The sequence below is a fragment of the Streptomyces resistomycificus genome, assembly GCF_001514265.1.
Classification (GTDB): Bacteria; Actinomycetota; Actinomycetes; order Streptomycetales; family Streptomycetaceae; genus Streptomyces; species Streptomyces resistomycificus.
This window is the reverse complement of sequence record NZ_KQ949007.1, coordinates 116,063-133,330: the sequence shown is the minus strand read 5'-3', so window position 1 is coordinate 133,330 and position 17,268 is coordinate 116,063. Positions and strand designations below refer to the sequence as shown.

14 protein-coding genes and 1 riboswitch are annotated in these 17,268 nt (G+C 71.9%); of the genes, 5 read left to right on the top strand and 9 right to left on the bottom strand.

What is annotated here, in order from left to right:
* Nucleotides 1–80: 80 nt before the first annotated feature.
* The 3 genes from AQJ84_RS38705 to sepH all read left to right on the top strand — a co-directional run bounded on the left by AQJ84_RS38705 (nt 81) and on the right by sepH (nt 4,089).
* Complete coding sequence (locus tag AQJ84_RS38705) at nt 81–1,319, top strand: MFS transporter (RefSeq protein WP_030038980.1); 1,239 nt, start codon at nt 81–83, stop codon at nt 1,317–1,319.
* A complete protein-coding gene (locus AQJ84_RS38700) occupies nt 1,279–2,598 on the top strand; it encodes a D-arabinono-1,4-lactone oxidase (protein WP_030038979.1) in 1,320 nt (439 codons plus the stop codon). The genes AQJ84_RS38705 and AQJ84_RS38700 overlap by 41 nt, the downstream gene beginning before the upstream one ends.
* A 438-nt stretch (nt 2,599–3,036) precedes the next feature.
* Entirely contained in the window at nt 3,037–4,089 is a 1,053-nt protein-coding gene (gene sepH / locus AQJ84_RS38695) for a septation protein SepH (RefSeq protein WP_030038978.1), read from the top strand.
* 132 nt (nt 4,090–4,221) lie between these two features.
* On the opposite strand, the gene AQJ84_RS38690 is transcribed toward sepH, so the two are convergent.
* The gene (locus AQJ84_RS38690; RefSeq protein WP_030038977.1) at nt 4,222–5,073 is read right to left on the bottom strand and encodes a sulfurtransferase; all 852 of its coding nucleotides are present in this window, start codon (nt 5,071–5,073) and stop codon (nt 4,222–4,224) included.
* Nucleotides 5,074–5,366: 293 nt separating this feature from the next.
* On the opposite strand from AQJ84_RS38690, the gene AQJ84_RS38685 reads away from it, so the two are divergent.
* A complete protein-coding gene (locus AQJ84_RS38685) occupies nt 5,367–6,170 on the top strand; it encodes a VOC family protein (RefSeq protein WP_030038976.1) in 804 nt (267 codons plus the stop codon).
* Nucleotides 6,171–6,213: 43 nt separating this feature from the next.
* Here the strand turns inward: AQJ84_RS38685 and AQJ84_RS38680 are convergent, their stop codons facing one another.
* The 4 genes from AQJ84_RS38680 to AQJ84_RS38665 all read right to left on the bottom strand — a co-directional run bounded on the left by AQJ84_RS38680 (nt 6,214) and on the right by AQJ84_RS38665 (nt 11,666).
* Entirely contained in the window at nt 6,214–6,864 is a 651-nt protein-coding gene (locus AQJ84_RS38680) for a thymidine kinase (protein WP_053190939.1), read from the bottom strand.
* A gap of 49 nt (nt 6,865–6,913) precedes the next feature.
* Nucleotides 6,914–8,113 (bottom strand): alkaline phosphatase family protein, encoded by a 1,200-nt coding sequence (locus AQJ84_RS38675; protein ID WP_053190936.1) that lies wholly within the window; start codon nt 8,111–8,113, stop codon nt 6,914–6,916.
* Nucleotides 8,113–8,709 carry a DUF5998 family protein gene (locus AQJ84_RS38670; protein WP_030038975.1) on the bottom strand — a complete coding sequence of 199 codons (597 nt, stop codon included), beginning with the start codon at nt 8,707–8,709 and terminating at the stop codon, nt 8,113–8,115. Before AQJ84_RS38670 ends, AQJ84_RS38675 begins: the two co-directional genes overlap by 1 nt.
* A 101-nt stretch (nt 8,710–8,810) precedes the next feature.
* Nucleotides 8,811–11,666 carry a bifunctional acetate--CoA ligase family protein/GNAT family N-acetyltransferase gene (locus tag AQJ84_RS38665; RefSeq protein ID WP_030038974.1) on the bottom strand — a complete coding sequence of 952 codons (2,856 nt, stop codon included), beginning with the start codon at nt 11,664–11,666 and terminating at the stop codon, nt 8,811–8,813.
* Nucleotides 11,667–11,845: 179 nt separating this feature from the next.
* Between AQJ84_RS38665 and AQJ84_RS38660 the strand changes: the two genes are divergently transcribed.
* Nucleotides 11,846–12,127 (top strand): HPr family phosphocarrier protein, encoded by a 282-nt coding sequence (locus tag AQJ84_RS38660; protein WP_030038973.1) that lies wholly within the window; start codon nt 11,846–11,848, stop codon nt 12,125–12,127.
* 124 nt (nt 12,128–12,251) lie between these two features.
* Here the strand turns inward: AQJ84_RS38660 and AQJ84_RS38655 are convergent, their stop codons facing one another.
* The 4 genes from AQJ84_RS38655 to AQJ84_RS38640 form a co-directional block, all read right to left on the bottom strand.
* Nucleotides 12,252–12,944 carry a GntR family transcriptional regulator gene (locus AQJ84_RS38655; protein WP_030038972.1) on the bottom strand — a complete coding sequence of 231 codons (693 nt, stop codon included), beginning with the start codon at nt 12,942–12,944 and terminating at the stop codon, nt 12,252–12,254.
* Between the two features lie 225 nt (nt 12,945–13,169).
* Nucleotides 13,170–13,937, bottom strand: coding sequence for a M23 family metallopeptidase (locus tag AQJ84_RS38650; RefSeq protein ID WP_030038971.1), 768 nt, complete (start codon nt 13,935–13,937; stop codon nt 13,170–13,172).
* Nucleotides 13,938–13,950: 13 nt separating this feature from the next.
* Nucleotides 13,951–14,117: riboswitch (cyclic di-AMP (ydaO/yuaA leader) on the bottom strand.
* Between the two features lie 190 nt (nt 14,118–14,307).
* Nucleotides 14,308–15,696 (bottom strand): M16 family metallopeptidase, encoded by a 1,389-nt coding sequence (locus tag AQJ84_RS38645; RefSeq protein WP_030038970.1) that lies wholly within the window; start codon nt 15,694–15,696, stop codon nt 14,308–14,310.
* Entirely contained in the window at nt 15,693–17,042 is a 1,350-nt protein-coding gene (locus AQJ84_RS38640) for a M16 family metallopeptidase (RefSeq protein WP_053190931.1), read from the bottom strand. Before AQJ84_RS38640 ends, AQJ84_RS38645 begins: the two co-directional genes overlap by 4 nt.
* Nucleotides 17,043–17,268: the final 226 nt, after the last annotated feature.

Sequence of the window (17,268 nt, the reverse complement as noted above, 5' to 3'; positions counted from 1 at the left end):
GGGTCACCTAACTCGTAAGCTGTATCAGCACTCTTCACGCCTTACTGAACAGCTTTTTCATCTGCTTGACCGGAGACCCCGTGCCCAGCCCCTACCGCGCCCTGTTCGCCGCCCCCGGCTCCAAGCGCTTCTCCGCCGCGGGATTCCTCGGCCGGATGCCGCTGTCGATGATGGGCATCGGCGTGGTGACGATGGTCTCGCAGCTGACCGGGCGCTACGGCCTGGCCGGCGCGCTGTCGGCCACCATCGCCCTCGCCGCCGCGGTGGCCGGCCCGCAGGTGTCGCGGCTGGTGGACCAGTACGGGCAGCGACGGGTGCTGCGTCCGGCGACGCTGATCTCGCTCGTCGCGGCGGCCGGTCTGCTGTTCGCCGCGCACTACCGGTGGCCGGACTGGACGCTGTACGTGTTCAGCGCGGGGGTCGGCTGCGTGCCGAGCATCGGGGCGATGATCCGGGCGCGGTGGGCGGCTCTCTACCGGGACACCCCGCAGCTGCACACCGCGTACTCCTTCGAGTCCGTGATCGACGAGGTGTGCTTCATCTTCGGGCCGATCATCTCCATCGGCCTGTCCACGGTCTGGTTCCCGGAGGCCGGGCCGCTGCTGGCCGCCTGCTTCCTGGCCGTCGGCGTGTTCTGGCTGACCGCGCAGCGCGCCACCGAGCCCGCTCCGCACCCGCGTGCGCACCACGGCGGCGGGACGGCCATGCGCGCCCCCGGCCTCCAGGTCCTGGTGGCCACCTTCGTGGCGACCGGCGCGATCTTCGGAGGGGTCGACGTGGTCACCGTGGCCTTCGCCGACGAGCGGGGCCACAAGGGCGCCGCCAGCGTCGTCCTCGCGCTGTACGCGGCGGGCTCCTGCGTCGCGGGACTCGTGTTCGGGCTGCTGCGCTTCAAAGGGGCGCCCGAACCTCGCTGGGTGCTGGGCGTATGTGCGATGGCCGTGAGTATGATCCCCCTCCTACTGGTCGGAAACTTGCCGCTTCTGGCCGTGGCGTTGTTCGTAGCGGGTCTGTCCATCGCTCCCACGATGATCACGACGATGTCCCTGATCGAGCAGCACGTACCACGCGCGCAACTGACCGAGGGCATGACCTGGGTGAGCACCGGGCTCGCGGTCGGGGTCGCGCTCGGCTCCTCCGCGGCCGGCTGGGTGATCGACGCCGCCGGCGCGGAGGCCGGGTACGGGGTTCCGGTGGTGTCCGGAGCCGTCGCGGTCGCGGTCGGTTTCCTCGGGTACCGCCGGCTCAGCAGGCCGGTTCCGCGTCGGGGAGGCACCGTTGAGCAGCACAGCGAGCGGGAAGAACGGCACGTGGCGTAACTGGGGCGGCAATGTCGCCGCCCGTCCCGCGCGGGAGGTCACTCCCGCCTCGGTGGACGAGCTGGCGGACGCGGTCCGGGAAGCCGCCGAGGACGGTCTGAAGGTGAAGGCCGTCGGCTCGGGGCACTCCTTCACGTCCATCGCCGCCACCGACGGTGTGCTGATCCGCCCTCAACTCCTGACGGGCATCCGCGACATCGACCGGAACGCCATGACGGTCACGGTCGAGGCCGGCACTCCGCTGAAGAGGCTCAACGTGGCCCTGGCACGCGAGGGCCTGTCGCTCACCAACATGGGCGACATCATGGAGCAGACGGTCTCCGGGGCCACCAGCACCGGCACCCACGGCACCGGCCGCGAGTCGGCCTCGATCGCCGCCCAGATCAGGGCACTTGAGCTGGTCACCGCGGACGGCTCGGTCCTCACCTGCTCCGAGAAGGAGAACCCCGAGGTCTTCGCCGCCGCCCGAATAGGGCTGGGCGCACTCGGCATCGTCACCGCCATCACCTTCGCCGTGGAGCCGATCTTCCTGCTGACGGCCCGCGAGGAACCGATGCCCTTCGACCGGGTCCTCGCCGAGTTCGACCAACTGTGGGCGGAGAACGAGCACTTCGAGTTCTACTGGTTCCCGCACACCCACAGCACCAACACCAAGCGCAACAACCGCAGCGCGGGCCCGGAGAAGCCGGTGGGGCAGCTGGCGGGCTGGTTCGAGGACGAGTTCCTCTCCAACGGCGTCTTCCAGGCCGCCCAGTGGGTGGGCCGCGCGGTGCCCGCCACCATCCCGGCGATCGCCCAGATCTCCAGCAAGGCCCTCTCCTCGCGGACCTACACCGACATCCCCTACAAGGTCTACACCTCGCCGCGCCGGGTGCGCTTCGTCGAGATGGAGTACGCCGTCCCGCGCGCGGCGGTGACCGAAGCGCTGCGCGAGCTGCGGACGATGGTCGCCCGCTCCGGCCTGCGGGTCAGCTTCCCGGTGGAGGTGCGCACCGCCCCGGCCGACGACATCACGCTCTCCACGGCGTCGGGCCGCGACAGCGCCTACATCGCCGTCCACATGGTCAAGGGGACGCCCTACCAGGCGTACTTCACCGCCGCGGAGCGGATCTTCACCGCGCACGAGGGCCGGCCGCACTGGGGCAAGGTGCACACCCGGGACGCCGAGTACTTCTCCGGGGTCTACCCCCGCTTCGGCGAGTTCACCGCGCTGCGGGACCGGCTCGATCCCGAGCGGCGGTTCCAGAACGCCTACCTGCGGCGGGTGTTGGGGGCGTAGCCGAGGGGTGGTTCTCCCTCCCGGCCGGCGCGACGAAACCAATAGTTCCGATTCTGGTGATTACGTGAGGTACGCCACGTTCAAGATCCGGAAACCGCGACGCGGCGGCCAAGTCCCGCTTGTCGGCAGAAGTTCGGCGGCGCGCCAATCCACGCACGTGGCCCGAATGGAGTACTGTTGCGAGCCCTGGGTTCGGTCTCCCGCCAGGGCGTCCGTGGCCTTCAAGGACCGCCGGGAGGGGGCTAGTTGCACAGGGTGACGGAGTTGGTCACTTAGCGTTGCGAATAGGTAACCGTGCCATAACGGCGGCTCAGGGCCCGTGCCCGACACGCCGGGCAACTCGGCAAGGTTGTGGCAGGCTGCACCCGGGCAGGCCACACTCGACTAGCGGAAGCAGCGACGCACGTGACGTCGGCAGGCACCACCCGGGAGGTCCCCATGCCCGAACTGCGTGTCGTGGCCGTCTCCAATGACGGCACACGGCTGGTGCTGAAGGCTGCGGACAGCACGGAGTACACGCTTCCGATTGACGAGCGTCTGCGTGCCGCTGTTCGCGGCGACCGTCCCCGCCTCGGCCAGATCGAGATCGAGGTGGAGAGCCATCTCCGCCCCCGCGACATCCAGGCACGTATACGCGCTGGTGCGACCGCGGAAGAGGTCGCACAGATGGCCGGCATCCCCGTCGACCGCGTACGGCGCTTCGAGGGACCCGTGCTGGCCGAGCGCGCGTTCATGGCCGAGCGCGCCCGGAAGACTCCGGTCCGCCGCCCCGGCGAGAACGCGGGCCCGCAGCTGGGCGAGGCCGTCCAGGAGCGGCTGACCCTGCGTGGCGCCGAGAAGGACACCGTCCAGTGGGACTCGTGGCGCCGCGACGACGGCACCTGGGAGGTCCTGCTCGTCTACCTGGTCGCGGGCGAACCGCACTCGGCGAGCTGGACGTACGACCCGCCCCGGCGGCTCGTCCAGGCGGTCGACGCGGAGGCACGCTCGCTGATCGGCGAGTCCGAGGACCTCGCCGGCGCGCCGGAGCCCAGCTTTCCCTTCGTACCGCGCATCGCGCGGCTGCCGCGCGACCGTCCGCTGGACCGAGCCCTCGACCGGCCGAGCCTGCCTGCTCCGTCATCCGACCCCGTGGACGAGACCGCGACAGCGAGCGCGAGCACCAGTGAGCGGGACTCGCTGACCAGTCTGCTGGAGGCCGTGCCGAGTTTCCGGGGCGACCTGGTGGTCCCGGAGCGCCCGTCGGAGAACCCCGAGGCGGAGGAGCCCGCCCCGGAACCCGAGGCGGAGGAGCCCCCGGCCCCCGCGGCCTCGGCCGGTTCCGCATACGCGGACGTCCTCATGCCCCGTTCCGTCACCAGCCACCGCGACCGGCTCATCGGCTCCACCGACCGCCAGGCCGAGGCGGACGGCGTCCGCCCCGGACGCCGGGCGGCGGTACCGAGCTGGGACGAGATCGTGTTCGGGACGCGGCGGAAGAAGCAGGAGTAACCCGGTCGTAGGCGTGGTTCACCGTACGACCTTGTGTACGAAGTTCCGCCCTACGGCGTTCAGTACGAGGCTCACGAGGGCCCGCGCCCACCGGACGCGGGCCCTCTCGCCGTGCGCCTGCCCCGGGGATGCCTACTGAGGGTCGGGCCCCACGGCGACCGGACGCGAGGGATCCGAGGACCACTCCGACCAGGAACCGACGTACAGCGCTGCCGGGATGCCCGCGACGGCCAGCGCGAGCACCTCGTGGGCACCCGAGACGCCCGAGCCGCAGTAGACGCCGACCTGCGAGCCGTCGGACGCGCCCAGTGCCTTGAAGCGGGCGCCCAGCTCCTGGGCGGGCAGGAAGCGGCCGCCCGGCGCCACGTTGTCCGTGGTGGGCGCCGAGACCGCGCCCGGGATGTGCCCGCCGACCCGGTCGATCGGCTCCACGTCACCTCGGTAGCGCTCCCCCGCCCGCGCGTCAAGGAGTACGCCGGAGCGCGCCAGCGCGGCCGCGCCGTCCGCGTCGAGCAGGCCGGCCGAAGTCGGCGTCGGCCGGAAGTCCCCGGCGGCCGGCTGCGGCGTGTCCACCGACAGTTCGCCCTCCCACGCCGGCAACCCGCCGTCGAGGACCCGCACGTCCGGGTGACCCGTCCAGCGCAGGAGCCACCAGGCCCGGGCGGCCGCCCAGCCCTGTCCACCGTCGTAGACGACCACCGGGGCGGCGGACGAGACGCCCGCCCGGCGCATGGCGGCGCCGAACTCCGCGACGTCCGGCAGCGGGTGCCGGCCGCCGGCCCCGGGCGGCCCGGCGAGCTCCCGGTCCAGGTCGACGTAGACGGCACCGGGGATGTGCCCCGCCGCGTACTCGGCGCGGCCGTCGAACGACGGCTCCCCGGCGGCCTTGGCCAGGCTCAGCTGCCAACGGACGTCGAGCAGGACCGGCGGGTTGTCCGACGCCAGGTCGCTCGTGAGTTCGGATGCGGAGATGATGGCGTTCATGGCCACCATCCTCGCGCACGGGGTGGCCGCATCGTTCATGTCCGGCTACTCTGCTCGGCCGGACAGGCTCGATCACGAGGCGTACTGGATCGGGCACATGCTGTACAGCCGATCGCCGCCCGGCGGTCATCGCCGGGACACGCCGACGAGGCCGCAGGGCGTGGTTCTCCGGTCACGGGCCGGTACACGGCGGCGCGCCCGTGGGGCATGGCACCACCACGGGTGCGAGCATCGGCAGGGGTCCGTCAGAGCGGAAGCGACACGGCACCGCGAGGCGCCGAGGAGAGGTGACGATGACCGAGGCAAGGGGGTCGGCCGGCCCGAACGGCGGGACACACGCCCGGCACGTGCCCGGCGCGCCCTGCTGGGTGAGTCTGATGGTGCACGGGATGGCCGCGACCCAGGAGTTCTACGGCTCGCTGTTCGGCTGGGAGTTCCAGCCCGGCCCGCAGCAGCTCGGCCCCTACGTCCGGGCCCTGCTCGACGGCCAGGAGGTGGCCGGGATCGGTCAGCTGCCGCCCGACCGCCACCTGCCCATCGCCTGGACGCCCTATCTCGCCTCGGACGACGTGGACCAGACGGCCGAAACGGTACGGCTGTGTGGTGGCACGATCGGAGTGGGGCCGCTGGAGGCGGGTGACGCCGGCCGGCTGCTGATCGGGTCCGACCCGGCGGGCGCGGTCTTCGGTGTGTGGCAGGCGGCGGCCCACCTCGGCACGTCCATCGCCGGCGTCCCGGGCACGCCGGCCTGGCACGAGCTGCTGACCTTCGAGTCAGTGAGCGTCGCCAAGTTCTACGAGACGGTGTTCGGACACGAGGGGGAGCCGGTGGTGTCCGCCGAACTCGACTACGCGACCCTGCACCTCGCGGGCCGCCCCGTCGCCGGCATCCACGGCGTGGGAAGCGCCCTGCCCCGGGACCGGGGGCCGCACTGGATGACGTACTTCGAGGTCGCCGACGCGGACGGCGCGGCCGCCCTCGTGGTGGACCTCGGCGGCCACGTCCTGCAGCCACCGCATGACAGCGCCCACGGCAGGGTGGCGACGGTTGCGGACCCGGAAGGTGCCCGGTTCGCACTGATCCAGGGCCCGCGTTGAGGGAAGCCCCGGCTGCGCACGACGGCCTGACGGCCGCCGACGCTCAGGCGGGGCCGACCGGCAGGACGTCCGGCGAGAGCGCGCCGGCGTGGGCGGAGGCGCTCGTCATACGGCGACGGTGGTGGCGCCGGCACAACACCTCGTAGCCGACCTCCGCGGCGAGGCCGCTGACGTCACCGACCACGACCTGCTCGCCCTCCACCACCATCTCGCCGCCCACCGTGCGGGCGTTGTGCGTGGCCCGCGCCCCACACCAGCACATCGCCTCCACCTGGAGCGTCTCTATCCGGTCCGCCAGCTCGATCAGCCGCCGCGAGCCCGGGAAGAGCTTCGTGCGGAAGTCGGTGGTGATGCCGAAGGCGTAGACATCGAGGTTCAGGTCGTCCACGACGCGTGCCAGCTGATCGATCTGCTCCTGCGCCAGGAACTGCGCCTCGTCCACGATCAGGTAGTCGACCCTGCCGCCGTGCGACACCCGGTCGACGACATAGGCGTACAGGTCCATGCCCGGCCCTGCCTCGACCGCGTCGGTCACCAGACCGAGCCGTGAGGAGAGCTTCCCCTCGCCCGCACGGTCGTCCCGGGTGAAGATCAGGCCCTGCAGTCCCCTCGCCGAACGGTTGTGCTCGATCTGGAGAGCCAGCGTGGACTTCCCGCAGTCCATCGTTCCGGAGAAGAACACCAGCTCGGACATGGTGAGTCGAGCACCTTTCGGATCGGGGGAAGGGAGTGGTCTGACGGCGTCAGGAGCGTACTTCGAGCAGCGGGACCAGTTGCTCGACAGGAGTCATCGAGCCGTGGTTGCCGACCATCGCCGACTCCTTGGGCTCCCGCTCCGACGCGATGATGAGGACGTCGTCGCGGGCGGCTGCGATCACGTCGCCGAGCCTGCCGTACACCCGCTCGTCGATCTGGTCGGGCCGGCCGAACCAGCCCGCCGCGATCGCCTCGTCCCTGGAGGCCACCCAGAACTGCTCGCCGAGGACCTCGCGCCAGCAGGTCAGCACGTCGTTCTCGGCGCCCGGCACCGCGTAGACGTGGCGGGCGCGGCCCTCGCCGCCCAGCAGGGCGACGCCGGCGCGCAACTCCCAGTCCTCGTCGAAGTCGATGCGGTGCTGCTCGTCGAAGGGGATGTCGATCATGCCGTGGTCGGCGGTGACGTAGAGCGCGGTGCGGGGCGGCAGCTGCTCGGCGAGCCGCTGGACCAGCCGGTCGACGTACATGAGCTGGCCGCGCCAGGAGTCCGAGTCGACGCCGAAGCGGTGCCCGGCGCCGTCGAGTTCGGCGTAGTAGGTGTAGATCAGGGAGCGGTCGGCGGCGCCCAGTTGCTCGGCCGCGAGATCCATCCGGTCCTCACCGGACAGCCGCCCGTGGAACGTTCCCCCGCTGAGCGCGACCTTGGTCAGCGGGGTGTTCGCGAAGGTCGGGGAGGACACCTGGGCGGCGTGCACCCCCGCCTCGTGTGCCAGCTGGAAGACCGTGGGGTACGGCTGCCAGACCGCCGGCGCCGTCCACGGCTGCCAGCGCAGCTGGTTCATCAGCTCGCCGGTGTCCGGATTGCGCACGGTGTAGCCGGGCAGGCCATGGGCGCCGGGCGGGCGGCCGGTGCCGACGGAGGCGAGGGAGGTCGCGGTGGTGGCCGGGAAGCCGGTGGTGAGGGGCCGGCCGGTGCCACCGCGCGAGCTGCCGAGGAGCGAGGTCATGAAGGGCGCCTCGTCCGGGTGCGCCCGCAGCTGTTCCCAGCCGAGGCCGTCGATCAGGAACACGCAGTTGCGGTCGGCGGGCGCGAGTTCGGGGATGGCGGCGCTGACTCCCGGCACGGCCATGCCCGCGGCGAGCGTGGGCAGCAGGTCGGCGAGGGAGCCACTGCCGTACTCGGGGGCGGGCGCGGAGGCGGGGGCGAGCGGCTGCGGGTGGTCCCAGTCCGAGGCGGGCTGTGCCATCAGCGGGTGACGTCCGCGGTCGCCTCGGAGATGGCCTGCGCGAAGGCGAGCGCCTGGCGCACCGTCTCGGGGCCGTCACCCGCCTCGCTCACGCGCAGGCTCAGGTCGTCCGCCGTGGAGCTGCCTGTGTAGCCGTGGTCGGCCTCGCAGTTAGGGTCGCCGCAGGCCGCGGGCTCCAGGTCGATGCGGGACACCGCGCCCCAGCCGATGGTCAGCACGACCTCCCGGGGGAGGGTGCCCGGCACGTACTGCTCGGGGTTGGCGACCACGCGGCTGACCACGACCGACGAGATCCGGCCGAGCTTCACGGACTCGGTGGAGGTGGTGGTGTACGGCGTCGGCGAGGTGGTGTCCGCCGCCTGCTCGTCGGTGTGGCTGACGATGAAGCGGTTGCCGGTGAGGACGAGGACGGTCACGTGCCGCCGCACCTCGTTCTGGTCGAACGTCGTCTCCTGGTGGACCAGGTACGACCGGATGGTGTCGCCGCCCACGGCGGCCTCCACCGCCTCGGCCACGAGGGCCGGGTAGTAGCCGCTGCGTTCGATCGCCGCTCGCAGCCCCTGGGTCGTCGTACTGGTCTTGGCCATGACGTCCATCCTACGGGGACCCACTGACTGCGAGGCACGCTCACGGCGGTCCTGGTCGGTCTCCGTCCCCCTCGGTACTCCGGATCAGTACTCCGGATCAGTACGTCGGATCAGTACGCCGGAAGTGTCCTCGGGCCGAGGTCGTCGCGGGCGGGCGGAGGCGCGAGCCGCACGGTGGCGCCCAGGACGCTCAGACCGCGCGGGGCGACGACCACCGGCTCCAGGGTGACCGCGACGACCTCCGGGTGGTCGTCGACCAGCCGGGACACGCGCTGCAGCAGTTCCTCCAGGGCCGGGGTGTCGACCGGCGTCGAGCCGCGCCAGCCGAACAGGAGGGGCGCGGTGCGGATCGACCGGATCAGGGAGGTCGCGTCCCGGTCGGTGACCGGGACCAGCCGGTGCGCCATGTCGTCGAGCAGTTGTGAGGCGGCACCGGCGAGTCCGAACGACACGACGGCCCCCGCCGCGGGGTCGATGACGGCCCTGATGACGGTGTCGACTCCGCGCGGCGCCATCGACTGGACCACCGGCCGCAGCTCTTCCGGCGTCCCGAACAGCTCGGTCAACTCGGCGTAGGCCCGGCGCAGTTGCTCCTCGTCCGCGAGATCCAGGCGTACGCCGCCCAGGTCGGCGCGGTGTCGCAGGTGCGGGGCGGTGGCCTTGAGGGCGACCGGGTAGCCGAGGGTGCCGGCGGCGGCGAGGGCGTCCTGCGGGGAGCGGGCCGGCAGGGCGCGGTGCACGTGCACGCCGTACGTGCCCAGGAGCTCGCAGGTCTCCTCGGTGCCGAGGGTGAGCCCCTGTCCTCGCGCCAGCAGTCCTTCGATCAGGCCGGCGGCCCGCTTCTCGTCGATGTCGTCGTATTCGGGGACCTTGCCGGGGTCGGCCGCGTCCCGCCGCCACTGGGCGTACTTCACGGCTTCGCCCAGGGCGCGGACGGCGCGTTCGGCAGCAGGGTAGGCGGGGATGAGGCGGGAGCAGCTCTCGGGGGCGGGCGGGTCGCCGACCGTCTCCGCCTTCGCGGCCAGCCGGTCCAGCGCGCGGAAGGGGTGGTCACGTCCGACCGCGGGCGCCGGCGCACTCGCCTGCGGTGCGGTGCTGGCCGCGGCCGACAACGCCTCTCCCAGTCCGCCCAGTTCCACGTGCACCACCAGGACCGGCTTTCCCGGGACTCGCTCCGCGGCCGACCTCAGCGCCTTGGCCAGGGCCGCGTCCGCGTCGTCGGCGGTCTCCTCCCCCACCGCCGGGATCGCCGTGACGACCACCGCGTCGCACGCGTCGTCCGCCAGGGCCCGGGACAACGCCCGGTGGAAGTCCTCCGGCGCCGCCGCCGTCGTCAGGTCCAGCGGCGGCAGCGGCCTGAGCCCCTCGGCGAGGCAGGCGTCGTACGTCAGCAGCCCCAGCGACTCGGAGTTCCCGAGGATCGCCACCCGGGCCCCGGCCGGCAGCGGCTGGCGCGCGAGCAGCAGCCCCACGTCGACCAGCTCGGTGATCGTGTCGACCCGGATCACCCCGGCCTGCCGCAGCAGCGCGCTCACGGTGGCGTGCGGCAGCCGCGTCGCCCGCACGGCGTGGCCCTGCGGTGCCGCTCCCCCGTGCCGTGCGCCCTGCACCACGACCAGCGGTTTCGCGGCCGCCGTGCGCCGCGCGAGCCGGGTGAACTTGCGCGGGTTGCCGATGGATTCCAGGTACATCAGCGCGACGTCGGTGTCGGGGTCGTCGTACCAGTACTGAAGGACGTCGTTGCCGGACACGTCGGCCCGGTTGCCGGACGAGACGAAGGTGGACACCCCCGTCACCCCTGTCACCCCGCCGCCGCGCCGGTGCAGCCGGGAGAGCAGGGCGATGCCGATCGCGCCGGACTGGGCGAACAGCCCGATCCGGCCCGGCCGGGGCATCTGTGGCGCCAGCGAGGCGTTCAGCCGGACGTCTGGCGAGGTGTTGATGATCCCGAACGCGTTCGGCCCGATGATCCGCATGCCGAACGCGCGCGCGTGCCGGACCAGTTCACGCTGGCGCTCCCGGCCCTCGGGCCCGCTCTCGGCGTACCCGGCGGAGAGCACGACCAGTCCCTGCACGCCGTGCGCGCCGCAGTCGGCGACGACTTCGGGGACGCGCTCCGCGGGCACGGCGACGACCGCGAGGTCGACGGGCCCGTCGATGTCCCGCACCGACCGGTACGCGGGCACGCCGTCCACTTCCTTCTGCCCGTCGGGAAGGGCCTTGTTCACGGCGTGGAGCCGGCCGGTGAACCCGGCGTCCCTGAGGTTGTCGAGGACGCTGCGGCCCACGCCGCCGGGCGTACGGCCGACTCCGACCACGGCGACGGACCCCGGCATGAGCAGCCGCTGCACGGACCGCCCCTCGGCGCGCTGTTCCCGCGCGTACTGCACGGCGAGCGAGCGGTCCGTTGGCTCCAGGTCGAACTCGAGGCGGACGACGCCGTCCTCGAAGCTGCGCTTCTGGGTGTAGCCGGCGTCCGTGAACACCTTGATCATCTTGCTGTTGGCGGGCAGCACCTCGGCGGCGAAGCGCCGGATGCCGCGCTCGCGCGCGACGGCCCCGATGTGTTCGAGGAGCGCGGAGGCGACGCCGCGCCCCTGGTGGGCGTCCTGGACGAGGAAGGCGACCTCGGCCTCGTCGGCGGGCGCCGAGGCGGGCATACCGTCGGCCCCGATGCGGTCGTAGCGTACGGTGGCGATGAACTCGCCGCCGATGGTGGCCGCGAGTCCCACCCGGTCCACAAAGTCGTGGTGCGTGAAGCGGTGGACGTCCTTGGCGGACAGACGAGGGTAGGGCGCGAAGAAGCGGTAGTACTTCGACTCGTCCGACACCTGCTCGTAGAAGCTGACGAGGCGATCGGCGTCATCAACGGTGATGGGCCGGATGCGCGCCGTGCCACCGTCGCGCAGCACCACGTCGGCCTCCCAGTGGGCGGGGTACTCGTGCCGGTCCGACGAGGTCTGCATGGGCCCCAGAGTACGGCTCGCGTACGACAACGGCGCGAGGCAGTCTGTGGAGGACGAGAAGCCGGACCGAGGCCGCGGTCCGGCGACACGCAGGGGCGGGACGAAGGACCGCTCCGGGCATGCTTCACGATATGGGAAACTGGTCTAGACAACCCTGATACCCCGAAGGGCAGCATCACATGGCTGAGCGCCGCGTCAACGTCGGCTGGGCCGAGGGCCTTCACGCCCGCCCCGCTTCCATCTTCGTCCGGGCCGCCACGGCCGCAGGTGTCCCGGTGACGATCTCCAAGGCCGACGGCAACCCCGTCAACGCGGCCTCCATGCTGGCCGTTCTCGGCCTGGGCGCCCAGGGCGGCGAGGAGATCGTCCTCGCCTCCGACGCCGAGGGCGCCGACGCCGCCCTCGACCGGCTGGCGAAGCTGGTCGCCGAGGGTCTCGAGGAACTCCCCGAGACCGTCTGAACACCGAATTAAGGTGACGACGAGGGGCTCGCCCGAATTATCGGGCGAGCCCCTCGCATTTCCCGTGTTCGGGCAGCAGAAATAATCCCCCGCGAATTACCCCTCTTTGTATACGGCGCCCGTGTTAATGCCGCAGGCTCGACATGTTTACGGGATGTTGCGAGTTCCTCACACGGTCCGGCCGCTCCCCGCCGCCGAAGCGGAGGCGGTGCGCGACCGTCGCGCGTTCCGTGTGCAGCGCCGTGAGTGCCCGCGCCCGCTCCCCGTCGCCGCGCGCCACGGCGTCCACGATCGCGCCGTGCTCCGCCCACGACTCCGCGGGATCGGCCGGCGCCTCCACCGTGTACATCCACGCGATCTTGTGCCGCAGCTGGGTCAGCACAGCCGTCATCGCGGGGCTGCCCGAGGCCTGCGCGAGGGTCTCGTGGAACCAGCTCCCCAGGGAGCGCAGATCCTCGCTGTTGCCCCGCCTGGCCCGCTCCTGGCCCAGCCGGACCAGACCGCGCAGCACCTTGAGATGGGCCTCGGTGCGCCGCTGGGCGGCCCGGGAGGCGCCGAGCGGCTCCAGGAGCATGCGCATCTCCAGCAGGTCGGCACCCTCCTGCTCGGTGGGTTCCGCGACGCACGCGCCCGCGTGCCGCCGGGTCACCACGAAGCCCTCCGCCTCCAGCGTGCGCAGCGCCTCCCGGACGGGGACGCGGGAGACGCCATAGCGGCGGGCGAGCAGTTCCTCGGTGAGCCGGCCCCCGCGCTCGTAGACACCCGCGACGATGTCGTCCCGGATCGCCGTGCATACCGAGTGCGCCGGAATACGCATGACCGACCTCCGCTTTAATCCCCGTGAAACGTCGACGATTGACGTGTGTTCAGTGACTCTATTGCAATCAGCGGGAATTTCCGACGGGGAACCGGAATCCATGGATATTTTTTGGACACCCGGCCCCCGGAAACGCCGAAAGCCCCGGCTCGGGAGCCAGGGCTTCGGGAGGCGGGACGTCGGAAGGCGGTTCCGCCGGACGTCCGCGGGACGCGCGCGTGAGCGTCAGACGCTCACACCGTGCGAGCGGAGATAGGAGACCGGGTCGATGTCGGAGCCGTACTCCGCGGTCATACGGGCCTCGAAGTGCAGGTGCGGGCCGGTGACGTTGCCGGTGGCGCCGGACAGGCCTATCTGCCGGCCCGGAGTGACCGTCTCGCCGACGGAGACACCGATGGACGACAGGTGACCGTACTGGGTGTACGTTCCGTCGTTCATCTTGATGACGACGTTGTTGCCGTACGAGCCGCCCCAGCCGGCCTCGACGACCGTGCCCGAGCCGACCGCGTGGACGGAGGTGCCGCTCGCCGCGTGGAAGTCGACGCCGGTGTGGCTGCCGGACGACCAGACGGCGCCGCCGGCCTTGTAGCCGGTCGAGACGTACGAGCCGGGGATCGGGGAGACGTACGCGTTGAGGCGCTTGCGCTCGGCCTCGCGGGCGGCGCGCTCCTTGGCCTCGCGCTCCTTCTTGGCCTCGGCGGCGGCCTTCTTGCGCGCGGCCTCCTCGGCCTTCTTCTTCGCCTCGGCCACCTCTGCCGCCTGCTTCTGCGCGGCGGCCTGGGCGTCGATCTGGTCGGCGACCGACTCGCCGATGGTGATGACGGGGGTGAGACCGGTCTGCTCGGCGGCGGCGGGTTCGGCGGCGAGCGCCGGAGCGGCCAGGGTGCCGACGACGCCGGTGGTGGCGAGCGCCGCGACGCCCGCGGCGCGGGCAGTGGTGCGCTTGATCCGGCTGGGACGACGGTGCTTCCCGGTGGCGCAGGTGAACGCCATGTGGTGGCTGGTCCTTTCCTTCCTTCTCGCCTACCGGGTTAGCTGACGGGTTCGGAGCAGGAAGGTCTCCTACGGACCCCCTCGCGGTGCGCGCGGGCGTCCGATTCACCCCAGGGACTCTTGGTTTGGGTCCCCGGCTCCCCTGGCTCGCGCCATGTGGGGACTCGGCGATGACTGTCCGGTGCCGCGGGTGCGGCGCACTGCCTGACGAACAGCCCGCATGACGCTAAACGGGGCCACTTTCAATCCTCAAACGGATCAAGGCTTTTGTAGCGCATGCCACAGGGCAGACAGGCAACCTCTCCCTCAATTCGGACATAAAGGGGCCCTGGTGACTCTTCAGTCGCCAGGGCCCCACGCGCGCGTGGCTCTACTCGGCCGTCACGACCGTGACTTCACCGACGCCGAGCGCCTCGACGGGCTCCCTGATCTGCGCCGCGTCACCCACGAGGACGGTCACCAGCCGGTCGATGGGGAAGGCACTCACCGCAGCCGCGGTGGCCTCGACGGTGCCGGTCGCCGCGAGCTGCCGGTACAGCGTGGCCTGGAAGTCGTCCGGCAGGTGCTGCTCGACCTGGTCGGCCAGGGTGCTCGCCACGGCCGCGGCGGTCTCGTACTTCAGCGGCGCCACCCCGACGAGGTTCTGCACGGCGACATCGCGTTCGGCGTCGGTGAGACCGCCCTCGGCGAGCGTGCGCAGCACCGTCCACAGGTCCTGCAGAGCGGGGCCCGTGTTCGGCGTGTCGACGGAGCCGCTGATGGCCAGCATCGCGGCACCGGTGCCGTCCGGGGCGGAGCGCATGACCTGCCCGAACGCCCGCACGCCGTAGGTGTAGCCCTTCTCCTCGCGCAGGACGCGGTCCAGGCGGGAGGTGAGGGTGCCACCCAGGCAGTACGTGCCGAGCACCTGCGCGGGCCAGACCCGGTCGTGCCGGTCGGGGCCGATACGGCCGATCAGCAGCTGCGTCTGGACGGCACCGGGGCGGTCCACGATGACGACCCTGCCGGTGTCGTCGGCGGTCACCGGAGGCACCGGACGGGACTCCGCCGAGGAGCCGGTCCAGGAGCCGAGGGTGTCGCCCAGCAGCGCGTCGAGGTCGATGCCGGTGAGGTCGCCGACGACCACGACGGTGGCGGTCGCGGGGCGGACGTGCTTCTCGTAGAAGCCGCGTACGGCCGCGGAGTCGATGCTCTCGACCGTCTCCTCGGTGCCCTGGCGCGGGCGCGACATGCGCGAGGTGGCCGGGAACAGCTCCTTGGAGAGCTCCTTGGCGGCCCGCCGGGAGGGGTTGGCCAGCTCGTGCGGGATCTCGTCCAGACGGTTGCGCACCAGGCGCTCGACCTCGCTGTCCGCGAACGCGGGCGCCCTGAGGGCATCGGCGAGCAGGCCGAGCGCCTTGGCCAGGCGCGAGACCGGGACTTCGAGGGAGAGCCGGACACCGGGGTGGTCCGCGTGTGCGTCGAGGGTGGCGCCGCAGCGCTCCAGCTCGGCGGCGAACTCCTCGGCGGAGTGCTTGTCCGTTCCCTCGGAGAAGGCCCGGGCCATGATCGTGGCGACGCCGTCCAGACCGGCCGGCTCTGCCTCCAGGGGCGCGTCGAGGCACACCTCGACGGCGACGACCTGCTGGCCGGGGCGGTGACAGCGCAGGACCGTCAGTCCGTTGTCGAGCGTGCCCCGCTGCGGCGCCGGGAACGCCCAGGGCTTGGCCTCGCCCGCCTGGGGCTGGGGGTGGAAGTCCATCGTGGCGAGCTCGGTCACCGGGCCGCCTCCTCGTTCTCGTCCTGGTCGGCGGTGGCTTCGGGGGTGATCGGCTCGTAGACGAGCACCGCGCGGTTGTCGGGGCGCAGACGGGCCTTGGCGACCTCCTGGACCTCCTCGGCGGTCACCTCCAGCACCCGCTGCACGGCGGTCAGGGCCAGCTGCGGGTCACCGAACAGGACGGCGTACCGGCACAGTTCGTCGGCGCGGCCCGCGACCGTGCCGAGCCGGTCCAGCCACTCGCGCTCCAACTGGGCCTGGGCGCGCTCCATCTCCTCGGCCGTGGGGCCCTCCGCGGCGAACCGGGCGAGCTCCTCGTCGATGGCGGCCTCGATGACCGGTACCTCGACGTCCCCGGAGGTCTTCACGTCCAGCCAGCCCAGGGAGGGCGCCCCGGCCAGTCGCAGCAGGCCGAAGCCGGCCGCCACCGCCGTGCGGTCGCGCCGCACCAGCCGGTTGTAGAGGCGGGACGACTCGCCACCACCGAGGACGGTGAGGGCCAGGTCGACGGCGTCGCACGCGCGCGTGCCGTCCTCCGGGAGCCGGTAGGCGGCCATCAACGCGCGCGCGGGGACCTCTTCCTCCACGATCTCGCGCAGTTGCTCGCCGATGACCTCCGGCAGCGAGCCGTCGCGGGGGGCGGGCTTGCCGTCGTGGCCGGCGATCGAGCCGAAGTACTTCTCGACCCAGGCGAGCGTCTGCTCCGGGTCGATGTCGCCGACGACCGACAGGACGGCGTTGTTGGGCGCGTAGTACGTGCGGAAGAACGCGCGCGCGTCCTCCAGGGTGGCCGCGTCCAGGTCGGCCATCGAGCCGATCGGGGTGTGGTGGTAAGGGTGGCCCTCCGGGTAGGCGAGGGCGGTGAGCTTCTCGAACGCCGTGCCGTAGGGCACGTTGTCGTAGCGCTGCCGGCGCTCGTTCTTGACGACGTCCCGCTGGTTCTCCATCGACTCGTCGTCCAGGGCGGCCAGCAGCGAGCCCATGCGGTCGGCCTCCAGCCAGAGGGCGAGCTCCAGCTGGTGGGCGGGCATGGTCTCGAAGTAGTTGGTGCGCTCGAAGCTGGTGGTGCCGTTGAGCGAGCCGCCGGCGCCCTGGACCAGTTCGAAGTGGCCGTTGCCCTTCACCTGGCCGGAGCCCTGGAACATGAGGTGCTCGAAAAGGTGAGCAAGGCCCGTACGGCCCTTGACTTCGTGGCGCGAGCCGACGTCGTACCAGAGGCACACCGCCGCGACCGGGGTCAGGTGGTCCTCCGAGAGCACCACGCGCAGACCGTTGGCCAGACGGTGCTCGGTCGCTGTCAGGCCCCCTGAGCCTGCCTGGGCTGTAGCCGTGTGACCCATGGGCATGTACGTCCCTTCGATCGCGGTCGCGGTCGCTGAAACCGCGGTTTTCCTGCCGGTCCTGCCACTGTATGCAAGCGCGTGGACGGTCGGCGAAGTTCCCGGACCGCGTACGCCGTCAGCGAGATCGCGTAGCCTGCGCACATCCGTGGAGGCGGTGCCTCTCCAGGCAGGCCCGACGGCCGACGCCGGGTCCCGGCCCACGCTGTCAGTGCCACGGTCCACAATGGTC